We start from the raw sequence: 16,748 nt of genomic DNA on the forward strand, positions 1-16,748 counted from the left end.
TGTGAACTGAGTCACCCGCGCGCCGGAGCGGCACCTAGGCTGTCCCGTCGCGGGCATACCTAAGGAGATTCCCGTGACCGAAGCAACAACCGCAGCAACAAGCACTGCCTGGACGCTCTCAGGATTCGGCGACGAGGTGGATACGGACCCCGCCATCCAGGCTGCTGTCCTGCTGGCGCTCGGCGCGAACTACATCGAAGTTCGCAGCGCCTGGGGCGTCAACGTCTCAGAAATGACGTCTGAGCAGGTAGCTGACCTCAAGGAACTCTTGGACGCCAAGGGCTTGAAGGTCTCAGCCGTGGCCAGCCCCATCGGCAAGGTGGACATCAGCCTGCCCGTGGAGCACGAGGTGGAGCGCCTTCGCCAGATCATCTCCGTAGCCAAGGGCCTGGATACCAAATACATCCGGATCTTCTCCTTCTTCCGGAGTGAAGCCCAGACGCCGGAGGAAATCCGCGACGACGTCCTCACGCGCATGCGGGCACTGGCCGCTGAAGCCGAAAGCGCCGGCGTCGTACTCCTGCACGAGAACGAAAAGGACATCTACGGCGATACGCCGCAGCGCGTCCTGGACATCATGGAGTCCGTGGACTCTCCCGCACTGAGGATCGCCTGGGACAACGCCAACTTCGTCCAGGTAGGCGTCCGCCCCTACACCGATGGCTACGCCATGCTCCGCCCCTACCTCGAATACCTCCAGGTCAAGGACGCCATCATGGCTACGGGTGAGGTTGTGCCTTCCGGCCACGGCGACGGCGAACTGGACGCCACCATTGCTGCCCTGAAGGCGGACGGTTACGCAGGCTTTGCCTCACTCGAACCCCACCTCGCCAGCCACCACAAGCTGGGCGGCTTCTCCGGTCCGGTTGCCTTCGGCATGGCCGCGCGCGCCTTCGCGGTCCTTGCTGCCAAGAACGGAATCGAACTTTCGTGACCGGCCTCAAGGCCGCAGTTATTGGCTGCGGTGATGTGTCGGCAGTGCACTTTGAGGCCATCGCAAAGCTCGATGGCGCGCGGCTGGCTGGGGTCTGCGACTCGGATCCCGGCCGCCTTGCGGCCGCCGTGGCCGCCTACGGCATCCCGGGTTTCCCCGATCATCTCAGCCTGATCGAGGCCGTCGGACCGGATGTTGTGCACATTACGACGCCGCACAACATGCACGCCACCATCGCCGTGGACTGCCTTGAACGCGGCGTGAACGTCATTGTCGAAAAGCCGCTCGCGCATACGCTTGAAGAAGGCCGCCGGCTGGTGGAGGCCGCCAAGGCGGGCACTGCCAAGATTGCCGTCTGCTTCCAGAACCGCTACAACGCCACCTCGCAGGCCATGCACGCACTGCTTTCCTCCGGCGAGCTAGGCGCGGTAGTAGGGGCGTCAGCAACGGTGCTGTGGCACCGCAATGCCGACTATTACCGCAGCCGGCCCTGGCGCGGCACCTGGGAGGGTGGCGGCGGCGGGCTCATGATGAACCAGGCCATTCACACCGTTGACCTGGTGCAGTGGCTGCTGGGCGACGTCGTTTCGTTGTCCGGCAATGCGGCCACCAGGTTCCTGGGCGAAACCATCGAGGTGGAGGACACTGCGGAATTTGTTGCCGAGCACGCCAACGGTGCGCGGAGCGCCTTCTATGCCACGCTGGCCAACGCCGTCAACGCCCCGGTTACGCTGGACATTGTCACGGAAAAAGCGACTCTCAGTCTTCGTGGGGACTTGACGGTCACTTATGCGAACGGCCGGGTTGAAGTGGTTCCCGAGCGTGTGGTGGAGACCGGCGGACGTGCCTACTGGGGCGTCTCGCACGAACTGCTCATCAGTGACTTCTATGCCCGGCTCGGTGACGAGGGCCCGTTCTGGATCGACCCTGGAGCAGCGGAAAAATCCCTGAGGATCGTCAAGGAAATTTACCGCCAGAGCTACCCGGACGCGGCGGAGAAAGTTTCCTGACCGCTTCACGGCAACCGGTTGAAGTCGCTTAGAACGTTTCATTCGCGGGCTTCGAAAATATAAGTTGCAACAAAATTGACAATCGGTTGCCAAGACTGGCAATTATGCGTACTCTGAATCTCGAACGTCGGTGTGTCCAACGCCACACCGGCCGGAATTCGCAACTCTCACGTTCCACAGATCCAGGAGCCAACAATGAAGTTAGGTCCCAAAGCGGCAGCAGCCGCTCTTATCACCAGCGCGGCCCTCGCGCTGACAGCCTGCGGCGGCGCCCCAGGCGCCAATAACCCCGGCGCCCCTAAAACGACCACCCTCACACTGGGCGCCGTTAGAGACATGACTTCCTGGGACCCCGCGCAAGCGCATGTGGGCCACGTCCTGCAGCCCTACCAGGCAGCCTACGACTCCCTGCTCCTGCGGGAACCGGATGGCAAGCTCAGCCCTATGCTGGCCACCGCGTGGAAGTACAACGACGCGGACACTCAGCTGACCGTTGACCTCCGCACAGACGTGACCTTCAGCGATGGCGCCAAGTTCGACGCCGAGGCTGCCAAGGCAAACCTGGACCACTTCAAAAAGGCCAATGGCCCGCAGATGGCCCAGCTCACCGCCGTCTCGGACGTGAAGGTGGTGGATGCCGATACCATCGAGCTCAACCTCGCCACTCCTGACCCTTCTCTGGAGTTCTACCTAAGCCAGGCCGCTGGCCTGATGGGCAGCCCCAAGGCCCTGGGCACCGAAAGCATCAAGACCGAGCCCGTGGGCAGCGGCCCGTACGTCATGGACAAGGCGGCCACGGTTAAGGACTCACAGTCGGTGTTCACGGCCCGCAAGGATTACTGGAACAAGGACAATCAGAAGTTCGAGAAACTCACCCTCAAGATCCTGACTGACCCGACCGCCCGGACCAACGCCTTGGTGTCGGGACAGGTGGACGCTACGTTGCTAGATCCCAAGACCGGTAAGCAAGCCGAGGGCGCGAAGATGAAGCTGGTCACCAACCAGGTGGACTGGCAGGGACTGTTGCTCCTGGATCGGGACGGCGCCAAGAATGCCCCCCTCAAGGATGTGAAGGTCCGTCAGGCCATTAACCACGCGTTCGACCGCAAGACGATCCTCGATCAGGTACTGCTGGGACAGGGCAGTCCGACGTCCCAGCCCTTCGGCAAGGAGAGCGGCGCGTGGGTGGAGGAACTTGAAAACAAGTACCCTTATGACCCGGCGAAGGCGAAGGCCCTGCTGAAGGAAGCCGGCTACGAAACCGGCGTGACCCTTGAGGTTCCGTCCGTTCCGGGCTTCGAAACCCAGCTCGCGGTGCTGAAGCAGCAGCTGTCGGACGTGGGGATCACCCTGAACGTCGGCGCAGCGATTACAAACACGTTCACGAGCGACGTCGCAGCCCAGAAATTCACCACCATGTACTTCTCGCTCTTCCAGGGGGAGCCGTGGGTGGCCATCAACCAGATTGTCTCCACGAAGGCGCTGTACAACCCGTTCAAGAACACCACTCCTGAGCTGCAGGCCAAGATCGACGCGGTGCAGAGCGGCGGCGAAAAAGCGGACGAGCTCGCCAAGGAAGTTAACAGGTACGTCGTGGAGCAGGCCTGGTTCGCCCCGCTGTTCCGGGTAAACCAGATGTACTACCACAACGACAAGGTCACTGTAACGCCCCAGATCCAGCAGGCCGTCCCGTCCATCTACAACTACTCGCCGGCCAAGTAAGACCCGGGTCAGGAAGCAACATAAACCGGCGCAGGTCCGGCAGCCCGACCACCACGGTGGCGGGCTGCCGGACCGGGCTGCCGGACCAGGCAGTCAAACCATGCCAGTTCAATGGAGCCAGCAATGATCACATTCATCCTTAAACGCCTAGGCAGCGGAATAGTAGTCCTGTTCGCCGTCTCGATCCTCGTTTTTTCCCTTCTTTACGTATCGAGCGGCAGCATTGCCCGGAACATCGTCGGAGACCAGGCCACGCCCGAGCAGGTAGCGCTGAAAGAAACAGAGCTCGGGCTGGATCAGCCCATTCTTACCCGCTATCTGGACTGGGTTGTCAACGCGCTGCAGGGAGACCTGGGAGCATCCTGGTTCACCTCTGAACCGGTGGCCGACGCCCTCGCCACCCGCATTCCGGTCACCATGACCATGGTGGTGGCAGCCATGCTCCTTATTTCCATCATCGCTACCCTCATCGGCGTTGCCGCAGCAGTGAAGCGTGGCTGGGTGGACCGGACGGTCCAGGTCGGCGCCATCATCGGCGACTCCATTCCCGGTTTCGTCATCGGCATTATCCTCGTCACCATCCTGGCCATCCAGATGGGCCTCTTCCCCGCCACCAGCACCATTTCCCCGGGTGCCGGAGCAGACGCCTGGGTGCTCTCGCTGACCCTGCCCGTCATAGCCCTCCTGATCAACGGCGTGACCGGCGGTGCCCAGCAGATCCGCAGCGCCGTGATCAAGCAGTTGGAACGCGACTACGTGCGGACTCTCCGCAGCCGCGGGATCCAGGAGCGGGAGATCCTTTTTAAGCATGTCCTGCGCAGCGCTGCCCCGGCGGGGCTTACAGTCCTCAGCCTGCAGCTGATCGGCATGCTCGGCGGCGTGGTCATCATCGAGCAGATTTTCGCCCTTCCCGGCATGGGCCCCCTTGCCGTGGCCGCCACCGGCCAGAGCGACCAGCCCGTGGTCATGGGCGTTGTTATGTACACCGTCGCCGTTGTCATCTTTGTCAATCTCATCGTTGACCTGCTCAACGGTTGGCTCAACCCGAAGGTGCGTGCCTCGTGAGCGAGTCCGTCGAAACCTCAGCCCTGACGCCGCTTCCCGGTACGACCGGCCAGACCGGTACCGTGGTCCGGTCCACGGTGCTCAAGCGTCTCTTCAAAAACCCCCTCGGCATTTTATCGATGATCATCCTGCTGACCATGGGTCTCCTAGCCGCGTTCGCCGATGTCCTGGCGCCGTTCGAGGAGAACTTTGCAAACATTTCAAAGACCCTCGCCGCCCCGGACTCCGTCAACATCCTCGGCACGGACAGCTCCGGGCGCGACGTCTGGAGCCGGCTTCTCTTTGGTGCGCAGCTGACGCTGCTCTCCGCGTTGCTGTGTGCCGCCGTTGCGATCGTGATTGGCCTGCCCGCGGGCCTGATTGCGGGCTACTACGCGGGCAAGTTCGAAGCTATGTCCAACTGGGTTGTCAGCATCCTCATGAGCCTCCCCGGCCTGATTGTGCTGCTGACTGTGCGTGCAGCCTTCGGGCCGTCGGTCTGGATTGCCATGCTCTTCCTGGGCATACTGCTGAGTCCCTCCTATTTCCGCCTGACACGATCTGCTGTGCAATCGGTCCGCAACGAGCTCTATGTCGACGCGGCCCGGGTCTCCGGGCTCTCTGACCTGAGTATCATCACCCGCCATATCTTCTCTGTGGTGCGGGCCCCTATCATCATCCAGACGGCGGCGATTGCCGGAGTTGCCATCGCCATCCAGTCAGGCCTTGAGTTCCTGGGCCTGGGTGATCCGTCAAAGGCATCCTGGGGCGTGATGCTCAGCGAGGGATTCAAGAACGTTTATCTCACGCCCAGCCTGCTCTTCTGGCCCGCGTTTGCCATGGCACTGACCATTGGTGCCTTGGTCCTTCTTGGGAACGCTATCCGCGATGCTTTGGAAGACCAAGAGAAGATCAAGCACCGCAGGAAGAAAGCACATGAGGCGGAAGACGCTGCGTCGGCCAGCGCCGCCAAGGCAGCAAGCAAGACTCTCGCCGCCGTCGAGGCCGGAACCGAACACCACCTGGTCAAAGTGACCAACCTGGGCGTCGGGTACCCGCAGGCGGACGGATCGGTCAAGAAGGTTGTTGATGACGTCTCCTTCCACGTTGACCGCGGCGAAATCCTTGGCATCGTGGGCGAGTCCGGTTCGGGCAAGTCCCAGACGGCCTTTTCCATCCTGGGCCTGCTGCCGGATACTGCACGCATCGTGGGCGGTGCCATCCAGTTCGATGGCAACTACACGGTGGCTCCCGGCGAAGACAACGTCAGCCAGGAACGGCTCTCCAAGCTGCGCGGCAAGCGGATTTCCTACATCCCGCAGGAACCCATGAGCAACCTGGACCCGGCCTTCACCATCGGCTACCAGCTGGTTACCCCCATGGTGCGGGTCTTGGGAATCTCCAAGTCTGAAGCCACGAAGCGCGCCATGAAGCTGCTCTCCGACGTCGGCATTGTCAACCCGGACCGGACCTTCAAGGCTTACCCGCACGAGGTCTCCGGTGGCATGGCCCAGCGTGTGCTCATCGCCGGCGCCATCAGCTGCGAACCGGACCTCATCATTGCCGATGAGCCCACCACGGCACTGGACGTCACTGTGCAGGCCGATGTGCTGGACCTCATCCGCGACCTCCAGCGCCGGCTCGGCGTCGGCGTCATCCTGGTGACCCACAACTTTGGTGTTGTGGCTGACCTCTGCGACCGCGTTGTGGTCATGCAGAACGGACGGCTCGTGGAGGAAGGCCCCGTGCGGGACATACTGCGCGAACCGGAGGAACGCTACACCCAGACCCTGCTGGCTTCGATGCTCGAAGGCAAAGAACCGATGTCCATGCTGGTGCCATCGAGTGCTAAGGAGAACGTACTGTGACAGAAACTGCAGCCTTGGGCGCCGCGTTATCAGCGCCGGCACGTGAAGGACTCCTTCGGGTCGAGAACCTGGTGGTGGAGTACGCCGGCAAGGGGTTCCGGGCAAAGAAATTCCGTGCCCTGACGGACATCAACATCAGCATCGGCCATGGGGAGACCCTGGGCCTGGTGGGGGAGTCGGGCTCCGGCAAGACCACCCTGGGCCGGGCAGTGCTGGGGCTCGCGCCCGTAAGCGGTGGCAAGGTCACCTTCGAGGGCAAGGACATCAGCCAGGCCACCCGCAAGCAGCGCCGTGTCCTGAGCCGAGACATGCAAGTGGTCTTCCAGGATCCGTACACGTCGCTCAACCCTGCCCTGGAGATCGGCGACATCCTTGCCGAGCCCTTGGGCGTGCAGGGCATGGAGCAGGCAGCAGCCAAGAAGCGCGTCAGAGAGCTCCTGGACCAGGTAGGCCTGCCGTCGGACGCCATCCACCGTCTCCCGCGGGAGTTCAGCGGCGGCCAGCGCCAGCGCGTGGCCATCGCCCGCGCCCTGGCACTGTCGCCGAAACTCATCGTCTGTGATGAGCCGGTCAGTGCCCTGGACCTCTCCACGCAGGCCCGTGTCCTGGATCTGTTCCTGCAGATCCAGAAGGACACCGGCGTGTCCTACCTGTTTGTCTCCCACGACCTTGACGTGGTCCGCCACATCAGCCACCGTGTAGCCGTGATGTACCGTGGAGAAATCGTGGAGCAGGGGCCGGCAGAGATCGTCACGCGCAACCCCGACCACCCCTACACGCAGCGGTTGCTGCTCGCTTCACCCGTGCCGGATCCGGACCGCCAGGAGAAGCGCCGTGCCGAACGTCACCGGCTGCTCGAAGAACAGCGCCAGCAGAACGAGCAAGCCGCTGCCCTTGCCTAGGGCTCATGCCCGAACTAACTCAACAGCAACAACTATGGAGGAATAACGTGGCCAAAATTGGCGTACAGGCAATGATGCTGAAGGACAGCTTCACCGAAATCGGGGCGTTCGAAACCCTCCGTAAGGTCAGCGACATCGGCTACAACGCCGTCGAGATCTCCCAGATCCCGATGACGCCGGAAAACGTCGCTGAACTGGACCGCTCCCGCAGCGAGCTGGGCATGGACATCGCGGCCCTGTCCGTGGCCATGGAGACACCCAAGGGCCGGCCCGGCGATTCCCTGGCGGAGCACTTTGACAAGATCGTGGATGACGCAAAGAGCCTGGACTCGAAGCTGTTGCGGATCGGTATGCTGCCGTTCGAGGCAATGACGTCCATCGGCGCGGTAATTGACTTCGCCAAGCAGGCCAACGAATACGCCGAACGGCTGCAGGAGCAGGGCCTGGGCCTGTACTACCACAACCACCACATCGAGTTCGCGAAGTTCGACGGCAAATTCATGCTGGACATCATTGCGGAGAACTCCCCGGCCATGGGCATGGAAATCGACGTGCACTGGGTACAGCGCGGCGGCCTGGACCCAGTCCGCACGCTCGAAAAGTACGCCGGCCGCACCGCTATGGTGCACCTGAAGGACTACCGGATCGGCCAAATGCCGGAGTCGGCCATGGGGCTGCTGAATTCAGGGGACTTCGTTGGATTCATGACGGAGTTCAAGAACGTTGTCCAGTTCGCCGAAGTGGGCGAGGGCAACCTGGACTTCGCTTCCATCATCCCGGCCGCGGAGGCTGCCGGCGCGCAGTACCTGCTGGTGGAGCAGGACGAACTCTATGGCCGCACGGTCTGGGAAGCGCTGCAGACCTCCTACGACAACCTGGTTGCCTTGGGGCAGTCCGAGCTCTTCTAAGCGGACCCACTTCCACAATCTGGTTTCGACAAGCTCAACCAACAAAAAGGACAAATAACTGTGAGCAAGAAAGTACGCCTCGGCATCATCGGCCTGGGCCAGCAGGGCGGCGCTTACGCCAAGTTCATCACAGACGGCATGGTCCCCAACATGGTGATCGGCGCTATCTGCGACACCGATCCGGCCAAGAGGGAACTTGCCTCGGCCACGTACCCGGACGCTCCCTTCTATGACGACTACATCGCGATGCTGGAAAGCGGCGACGTTGACGCCGTCGTGACCTGCGTGCCGCACTTCCTGCACCCGGAAATGGGCATCGAGACCCTCAAGCGCAACATCCATGCGCTGGTGGAGAAGCCGGCCGGCGTCTACACCAAGCAGGTCAAGGAACTGAACGAGTTCGCTGCCAGCAAGCCGGAACTCTCCTTCGGCATCATGTTCAACCAGCGCAACAACCCGCTGTACAAGAAGCTCAAAGAGATTGTGGAAAACGGCGAGATCGGCAAGATCCGCCGCAGCAACTGGATCATCACCAACTGGTGGCGTCCGCAGGGCTACTACAACTCCAGCGAATGGCGCGCGACGTGGGGCGGCGAAGGCGGCGGCGTCCTGGTCAACCAGGCACCGCACCAGCTGGACCTGTGGCAGTGGATCTGCGGCGTCCCGAAGTCCGTCTACTCCAAGGTTTCCTTCGGCTTCCGCCGCGACATCGCCGTCGAAGATGAAGTGACTGCGGTGGTTGACTACGGAGACGGCGTTACCGGCGTTTTTGTCACCGCCACGCACGACCTGACCGGGACCGACCGCTTCGAGATCCTGGGCGACCAGGGCAAGATCGTGGTCGAGGGCAGCAAGACCGCCACCGTGACGCGCTTGCACAAGCCCGAGCGCGAACTCAGCGACGGCATGGGCATGGACGATGTCCGCAAGCTCTTTATGGGCGAGTTGAACCCGGAGGAGTACTACACCACCGAGGTCATCGAGTTCGAGTCCGCCTGGGGTGCACAGCACTCAGGTGTCCTGGAGAACTTCGCCGCCAACATCCTGGACGGCACGCCGCTGCTCGCTCCGGGCTCGGACGGTATAAACGGTGTCCGCCTGGCCAACGCCATCCACCTCTCCGCATGGACCGGTAAGGAAGTTGGACTGGACTTCGACGAGAACGAGTTCCTCGCCGAGCTCAACAAGCGCATCGCCGAAGAGGGCAAGTTCCCCCAGCGCGCGTAACCTCCTGAGGGAGTACCGGTGCTGAGTAGCAGCTGTGGCCGTTTTGGACCATCAAAACGGCCACAGCTGCGACCTGCTTAAGTGGTTTCATCGTTAGGATGGGGCGGTGACTGAACCCCAAACGCCGGACACCGCCCCATCAACGGGTTCGGTCAAAAAGCATGGCCGCGACGGCAAGTCCAATGCGACCATCTACGACATCGCCAAGTTGGCCGGCGTCAACGCGTCCACCGTTTCCCGGGCACTCAGCAAGCCGGGCAGGGTCAGCTCCAAAACACAGAAGCTCATCGAGGATGCGGCCGCCCAGCTGAACTACCAGGTCAATCCGTTTGCGCGCGCACTTCCCACGGGCAAGACCAACACGTTCGGCCTCATCGTCGCGGACATCACCAACCCCACATTCTTTGACATCATCCGCGGCGCCGAGACCACCGCAACCAGCAGGGATTACACCCTGGTGCTCGCCGAGTCGGCGGAGTCCCCGGCTACTGAACTGACTGCCGCCCGGCGGCTCATGGCCACCGTCGACGGCCTCATTCTCGCGAGCCCGCGCATGGACGATGACAACATCCGCGCCCTGGCCCAGGACAAGCCCGTGGTGGTCATCAACCGCGAAGTAGAGGGCGTGCCGTGCGTGGTGCCGGACGTCAACAAGGGGATCAGCGAGGCAATCCGGAGCATGGCCGCCAACGGACACCAGCGGATCGCCTTTGTAGCGGGGCCGCCGCAGTCCTGGATGTCCGAACGCCGTTGGGAGGGTGTGCAGGCAGCTTGCGAATGGTCCCGGCTCGAAGCCGTGCGGCTTGAGTCCAGCAAACCAACGGTCGACGGCGGCCGGCAGACTGCGCGCGATGTCCGCGCCAGCGGTGCCACCGCGGTCATGACGTACAACGACTTGCTGGCCATCGGGCTCATGCAGGAGCTCCAGGCCGCCGGCATGGTGGTGCCCGACGACATCAGCATCATCGGCTTTGACGACATCTTCGGCGCGGATTTCACGACGCCGCCGCTCACCACGGTGCGTTCGCCGCTGGGGGAATGCGGCGAGGCTGCCGCGACGCGCCTGTTGGACTTCCTCCACGGGAGCGGGGAGCAGGCCGGCACTTTGAGCGTGGAGACTGAGCTGGTGCTGCGCGGGTCCAGCGGTAGGATCCTGCCCGCGAAGTGAGTCCTGGACAGGCCGATTCCAGCATTTGGCAATTCATGGCAACCGGTTGACAAAACGAGGCGCCAGGCAGATTATTGATCTATGTCACAGTCGATTGCTGCCAACCCAGACAGGCTCCTGCCCGCCGACCCAGGAACGCGCAGCATTGCGCGGGACCTCCTTGCGCGCGTACAGGACCTCCCCATTATCTCCCCGCATGGCCACGTTGACGCCGCCGTCATCGAGCACAACACGCCGTTCCCGGACCCGGCAGCGCTGCTCGTCAGCCCGGACCACTACGTCACCCGCCTGATCCACGCCAACGGCGCCCCCCTGGACAAGCTGCGCGCCGGCGGTTCCACCACGCCCGGGTCACGCGAAATCTGGCGCACGTTCGTGGATGCCTGGCCCCTCTTCGAGGGCACGGCCTCCGGATACTGGCTGCGCAATCAGTTCAACAGTGTCTTCAATCTGGACGCAGACCTGGGCGAGATGTCCGCTGACGCCAGCTATGACGCCATCGCCGCCAAACTCGTGGAGCCGGGCTTCCGTCCCCGCCAGCTGTTCAAGGACTTCAACATCGAGGTCCTGGCCACCACGGACGATCCCCTGGACAACCTGGCCAGCCACAAAGCCATCGCCGAGGACGCCTCGTTCAATGGCCGCGTCCTGCCGACCTTCCGCCCGGATGCCTACCTGAACATTGCGCACCCCACCTGGAGTGCCAACGTTGACCGCCTGATCGAAACCGCCGGTGACGGCGCCAACGGCTACGCGGGCTACATCACGGCCCTGGAAAACCGCCGCCGCTACTTCGTGGAGCACGGCGCAGTCTCCGCAGACCACGGTGTGGCCACTCCGGCAACGCTCAAGCTGGACCGCGCCGAAGCCGAGAGGATCTTCGAGCTCGCCCGCGCCGGCAAGGCCACGGCCGAGGACCGCAACACCTTCGAAGCCCACATGATGTACCAGATGGGCCGGATGTCGGTGGAGGACGGCCTGGTTATGACCATCCACCCGGGTTCGTTCCGGAACCACCACACCGCAACGTTTGATGCCTTCGGCGCGGACACCGGCCACGACATCCCGTTCGCCACCAACTACACCGAGGCCATCCGACCGCTGCTGCAGGACTTCGGCACGGCCAAGGACTTCCACCTGGTGCTGTTCACCCTGGACGAGACCGTGTTCTCCCGCGAGCTCGCACCGCTCGCCGGCTTTTACCCGTCCGTCTACCTGGGCGCACCCTGGTGGTTCCTGGACGCTCCGGATGCCATGCTCCGGTTCCGCTCCGCCGTTACCGAAACGGCCGGTTTCTCCCGTTCTTCCGGGTTCATCGACGACACCAGGGCGTTCTGCTCCATCCCCGCCCGCCACGATGCGTCCCGCCGGATCGAAGCCTCCTTCCTGGCCCGTCTGGTGGCCGAGCATCGTGTCAGTGAAGACCGCGCCCACGAAATCATCGTGGACACGGTCGATTCTTCCCCTCGAAGGGTTTTCAAACTGTGAGCATCGAACAGACCGACGCAACAGCCAAGACGGTCGAATCCCTGCCGCAGCTGGACCGGACCTTGCAGGCTTCCGCCAAACCGCCGGTGCGGATCGTCCACCTGGGACTCGGTGCCTTCCACCGCTCGCACCAGGCCTGGTACACCAGCCAGGCCAGCGACGCCGCCGACTGGGGTATTGCGGCTTTCACCGGCCGCCGCCCGGATGCTGCCCTGGCCCTTGCCGAGCAGGACGGCCTCTTTACGCTCGTGGAGCGCGCTGACAGCGGAGACTCGTTCGCCGTCCTCGGCAGCATCGTTGAAGCGGTCGACGGCGCGAACGTGCAGCGGCTCGCAGAGCTCGTTTCGGCACCGGCCACCGCCATGGTCACCCTGACGGTCACCGAAGCGGCGTACCGCCTCGGTGCCGACGGACAGCTGGACACTACGGCGCCCGACGTCGCCGGCGACCTTGCGCTGCTGGCTTCCGGCAGCGGAAACCCGTCGACGCCGCTGGGCCGGCTGGTCTTCGCCCTCGCCGCGCGCCGGGCTGCGGGAGCCGGGCCGCTCGCCGTTGTCTGCTGCGACAACCTCGCCAACAACGGCACGGTAGCCCGCAACGCCGTGGCGGGCCTGGCACGGGCCTGGGACGCGGAGCTCGCTGCCTGGGTCGAGGAAAACGTCAGTTTTGTCAGCACGTCCGTGGACCGCATCACGCCGCGCACCACGGAAGCGGACATCGCCGCCGTCGAGGCCGCCTGCGGCTACCGCGACAACTCGCCTGTAGTGGCAGAGCCTTTCACCAACTGGGTGCTCAGCGGCGATTTCCCGGCCGGCCGTCCACGCTGGGAAGATGCCGGCGCGGTCTTCGTTGACCACATCGAGCCTTACGAGAACCGCAAGCTGTGGCTTCTGAACGGCGCTCATTCCCTGCTGGCCTACGCCGGCCAGCTCCGCGGACACACCACGGTGGCGCAGGCCCTCGCGGACCCGCAGTGCCTGACCGCCGTCGAAAGCTTCTGGGACGAAGCCGAGGCGAACCTGTCCGGCGCCGCGGCCGGTGGCGCGGACCTGCAGATCCCGGCGTACCGCGCTGCCCTGCTGGCCCGCTTCAGCAATGCGCGCATTGCCCACCACCTGGCCCAGATCGCCATGGACGGCAGCACCAAGCTGCGCATGCGGGCCGTGCCTGTCCTCTTGGCCGAACGGGCCCAGGGCAGGTCCGGTGCCGCTGCAGCGCTGATGATCGCGGCCTGGATTGATTTCAGCGCCGCGGCCGAGACGTTCCAGGATCCGCTGGCAACTGAAGTGGCCGCGGCCAACCAGCTGGAAGGCGCAGAGCGCGTGCGGGCGGTCCTGGCGCTGGTGGATCCTGCCGTCGCAGCGGACGACGCCGTCGTGGAACTCGTTTCCGGCCTGCTCGGCACATTCCCGGCGGACGCCTAAGAATCACGCTCCAGCAGCCCTTCTGCTTCATAAAGAACAGCACTGCCCGGTCCAGGCGCCTGGACCGGGCAGTGCTGTTTCGATGACCTGCAGTTACATGAAGTTTCAACAGAAATTTATGGCAACCGCTTGCCATTTTATTGCCAAGTGACTAGGATACCAGGCAGAGAGAAAAACACTGCGATACGCCCGTCGGAGGCGGATTCTGCCGGCTCCAGCATCGCCAAAGATTCACCGCTTCATAGCATTTCAATAATTTTCGCTGGCCAACACGGCGGCAAGGGTAAAGGAGCCCAATTCATGAAAAAGCTAAACAAGCTCAGCATCATCGGCTATGGCGCCGGCGATGCAGCCAACAACCTCGCATTCACCACCGCCACCATGTTCCTGTTGGTGTACTACACGGACGTTGCCGGCATCTCCGCCGCGGCTGCCGGAACCCTGCTGCTCGTGGTCAGGCTCTTTGACGCTTTCGCTGATGTCTTCGCCGGCCGGATCGTTGACCGGACCTACAGCAAGCGCTTCGGTAAGTTCCGGCCCTTCATCATGTTCGGCTCCATCCCGCTGCTCCTGCTGAGCGTGGCAACGTTCTCCATTCCGCAGCTGGGTGAATCCGGCACACTGCTGTACGCCTACGTCACCTACGCCGCCCTAGGCCTTGCCTACAGCCTCGTGAACATTCCGTACGGCTCGCTGGCCGGCGCCATGACGCAGGATCCGGGAGAGCGCGCCAAGCTGGGTTCGGCCCGCATGGTGGGCGCCCTGCTGGTGGGCTCTTCGCTGGGTATCTTCGTTGCGCCGCTGATCAAGCCCGGTGCCGATCTCCAGTCGACGTTCACCACCATCACCCTGGTGTTTGTGGTCATCGGGGCGGCGCTGTACTTCTTCACCGCATTGACCGCCAAGGAACGCGTGCACCGCGCCGTCCCCAAGGTGACGTTCAAGCAGAGCGTGGACACGCTCAAAGGCAACAAGCCCCTCTTGATGCTGTGCCTGAGCTCCTTCTTCTTCCTCTCCGGCTACCTCGCCCTGACCTCCGTGCAGCTGTACTACCTGCGCGACGTCCTGGGCCGCCTGGACCTATACCCCGTACTGTCCATCATCCAGCTGGCGCTCACCTTCTTCCTGGCCGCCTTTATGCCCAAACTTGTCCGTAACGTCGGCAAGAAGAGCGTCTACATCTACTCTTCGCTGGTCACTGTCCTCGGCGGTGCGATCATCTTCTTCGCCCCGGCCGGCCAGGTCTGGATGGGCTTTACCGGCCTCGTGGTCAGCCTGGTGGGCGTCCTTGCCGTCAACATCGTGGTGTGGGCGCTGGAAGCCGACACTGTGGAGTACGGCGAATGGCGGACCGGTGTCCGCACCGAAGGAATCACGTACGCCCTGTTCTCCTTCACGCGGAAATCCGGACAGGCTGTGGGCGGCGCCCTGGCCGCGTACGCCCTGGCGCTGGGCGGCTACAAGTCCGGAGCGGCCCAGACCGCGGACGCCCTGTTCGGCATTCAGATCGCCGCGGGCGCAATCCCTGCCGTGCTGACTATCCTTGCCGTATTAGTTATGTCCAAGTACACGCTGACCGACGCCAAGCACGCGGAGATCCTCAAGGAGATCCAGGAACGCCGGACCAAAACTGTGGGCGCCGGCGAAGCCGCTGACGCCAGCACCACTACTGACGCCAGCACCACCGCTGATGCTGGCACCCCGGTTGGCGCCGGCAAAACTGCCGGCCACTAACTCCCAGCACCACAAACTGACCAGAAGTCCCCGAAAGGATCTGCCGTGAAAATCATTGCCGCTGAAGTCTTTGTGACAAGCCCGTCACGTAACTTCGTGACCCTGCGCATCACTACGGACGACGGGGTCACCGGCATCGGTGACGCCACGCTGAACGGCCGCGAACTGGCTGTTGCCGCCTACCTCAAAGAGCACGTGGCCCAGCTGCTGATCGGCAAGGATCCGCACAAGATCGAGGACACCTGGCAGTTCCTGTACCGCAGCTCCTACTGGCGCCGCGGGCCGGTCACCATGGCCGCAATCGCCGCCGTGGACATGGCCCTGTGGGACATCAAGGGCAAGATGGCGAACATGCCGGTCTACCAGCTCCTGGGCGGCGCTTCACGCAACGGCCTGCGCGCTTACGGCCACGCTTCCGGCGCTGACCTCGAGTCGCTGTTCGATTCAGTCCGTGAGCACCTGGAACTGGGTTACAAGTCCATCCGCATCCAGACCGCTGTCCCCGGCATCAAGGCCGTCTACGGTGTGGCCGCGCAGGCCCAGGCCTCGGGCGAACGCTACGACTACGAGCCCGCCGGCCGCGGCGCGTTCCCCCAGGAAGAGGACTGGGACACCCGCGCCTACCTGCGCCACCTGCCCACCGTCTTTGAAGCCGTGCGCAATGAGTTCGGCCCGGAAATCCCGCTGCTGCACGACGGCCACCACCGCATGACCCCCATCCAGGCCGCCAAGCTCGGCAAGGCCCTGGAACCGTACGACCTCTTCTGGCTCGAGGACTGCACCCCGGCCGAAAACCAGGAGGGCCTGCGCCTGGTCCGCCAGCACACCACCACCCCGCTGGCCATCGGTGAAATCTTCAACACCGTGTGGGACTACCAGACCCTCATCAAGGAACAGCTGATCGACTACGTCCGCGCAGCCTCCACCCACTTCGGCGGCATCTCCCCGCTGAAGAAGGTCATGGACTTCGCCGCCCAGTACCAGATCAAGTCCGGCTTCCACGGCCCCACGGACATTTCCCCGGTGGGCTTCGCCGCGCAGTTGCACGTTGGCTTGGCCATCCACAACTACGGCATCCAGGAATACATGCAGCACTCGGACAAGACCAACGAGGTCTTCGAGCAGTCCATGACCTTCAAGGACGGCTACCTGCACCCGGGCGACAAGCCCGGTATCGGCGTCGAATTCAACGAGGAAGCCGCGGCGGCGTACCCGTACCAGCAGGCGTACCTGCCGTACAACCGCCTGGTAGACGGAACGGTGCACGACTGGTGACCGCCACTACATCGCCTTCCACAGCAGGAGGAGCTTCCGGCCCG

13 protein-coding genes are annotated in these 16,748 nt (G+C 63.4%); all 13 read left to right on the forward strand.

Annotated features, from left to right (window positions below):
• Positions 1-73 precede the first annotated feature (73 nt).
• The 13 genes from ACX80X_RS07215 to manD all read left to right on the forward strand — a co-directional run bounded on the left by ACX80X_RS07215 (position 74) and on the right by manD (position 16,704).
• On the forward strand, positions 74-934 hold the full coding sequence (locus ACX80X_RS07215) for a sugar phosphate isomerase/epimerase family protein (protein ID WP_252602129.1): 861 nt from the start codon (positions 74-76) through the stop codon (positions 932-934).
• The gene (locus ACX80X_RS07220; protein WP_252613995.1) at positions 931-1,944 is read left to right on the forward strand and encodes a Gfo/Idh/MocA family protein; all 1,014 of its coding nucleotides are present in this window, start codon (positions 931-933) and stop codon (positions 1,942-1,944) included. The genes ACX80X_RS07215 and ACX80X_RS07220 overlap by 4 nt, the downstream gene beginning before the upstream one ends.
• A gap of 195 nt (positions 1,945-2,139) precedes the next feature.
• Complete coding sequence (locus ACX80X_RS07225) at positions 2,140-3,666, forward strand: ABC transporter substrate-binding protein (protein ID WP_252602135.1); 1,527 nt, start codon at positions 2,140-2,142, stop codon at positions 3,664-3,666.
• Between the two features lie 123 nt (positions 3,667-3,789).
• Positions 3,790-4,731, forward strand: a complete 942-nt coding sequence (locus tag ACX80X_RS07230; protein WP_252602138.1) for an ABC transporter permease — start codon at positions 3,790-3,792, stop codon at positions 4,729-4,731.
• Positions 4,728-6,578 carry a dipeptide/oligopeptide/nickel ABC transporter permease/ATP-binding protein gene (locus ACX80X_RS07235; protein ID WP_252613994.1) on the forward strand — a complete coding sequence of 617 codons (1,851 nt, stop codon included), beginning with the start codon at positions 4,728-4,730 and terminating at the stop codon, positions 6,576-6,578. Before ACX80X_RS07230 ends, ACX80X_RS07235 begins: the two co-directional genes overlap by 4 nt.
• Positions 6,575-7,480 (forward strand): ATP-binding cassette domain-containing protein, encoded by a 906-nt coding sequence (locus ACX80X_RS07240; RefSeq protein WP_252602144.1) that lies wholly within the window; start codon positions 6,575-6,577, stop codon positions 7,478-7,480. The genes ACX80X_RS07235 and ACX80X_RS07240 overlap by 4 nt, the downstream gene beginning before the upstream one ends.
• Before the next feature lie 47 nt (positions 7,481-7,527).
• Positions 7,528-8,388, forward strand: coding sequence for a sugar phosphate isomerase/epimerase family protein (locus tag ACX80X_RS07245; protein WP_252602147.1), 861 nt, complete (start codon positions 7,528-7,530; stop codon positions 8,386-8,388).
• Positions 8,389-8,448: 60 nt separating this feature from the next.
• Positions 8,449-9,615 (forward strand): Gfo/Idh/MocA family protein, encoded by a 1,167-nt coding sequence (locus ACX80X_RS07250; RefSeq protein ID WP_252602150.1) that lies wholly within the window; start codon positions 8,449-8,451, stop codon positions 9,613-9,615.
• A 106-nt stretch (positions 9,616-9,721) separates the two neighbouring features.
• A complete protein-coding gene (locus ACX80X_RS07255; RefSeq protein WP_252602152.1) occupies positions 9,722-10,783 on the forward strand; it encodes a LacI family DNA-binding transcriptional regulator in 1,062 nt (353 codons plus the stop codon).
• Positions 10,784-10,864: 81 nt separating this feature from the next.
• Positions 10,865-12,271 carry a glucuronate isomerase gene (gene uxaC, locus ACX80X_RS07260; protein ID WP_252613993.1) on the forward strand — a complete coding sequence of 469 codons (1,407 nt, stop codon included), beginning with the start codon at positions 10,865-10,867 and terminating at the stop codon, positions 12,269-12,271.
• On the forward strand, positions 12,268-13,695 hold the full coding sequence (locus ACX80X_RS07265; RefSeq protein WP_374209907.1) for a mannitol dehydrogenase family protein: 1,428 nt from the start codon (positions 12,268-12,270) through the stop codon (positions 13,693-13,695). The genes uxaC and ACX80X_RS07265 overlap by 4 nt, the downstream gene beginning before the upstream one ends.
• A 300-nt stretch (positions 13,696-13,995) precedes the next feature.
• Positions 13,996-15,429, forward strand: coding sequence for a glucuronide transporter (gene uidB / locus ACX80X_RS07270; protein ID WP_252602158.1), 1,434 nt, complete (start codon positions 13,996-13,998; stop codon positions 15,427-15,429).
• Between the two features lie 45 nt (positions 15,430-15,474).
• Positions 15,475-16,704 (forward strand): D-mannonate dehydratase ManD, encoded by a 1,230-nt coding sequence (manD, locus tag ACX80X_RS07275; RefSeq protein WP_056348669.1) that lies wholly within the window; start codon positions 15,475-15,477, stop codon positions 16,702-16,704.
• The last annotated feature ends 44 nt before the right edge of the window (positions 16,705-16,748 follow it).

The organism is Pseudarthrobacter sp. MDT3-1 (genome assembly GCF_054510755.1).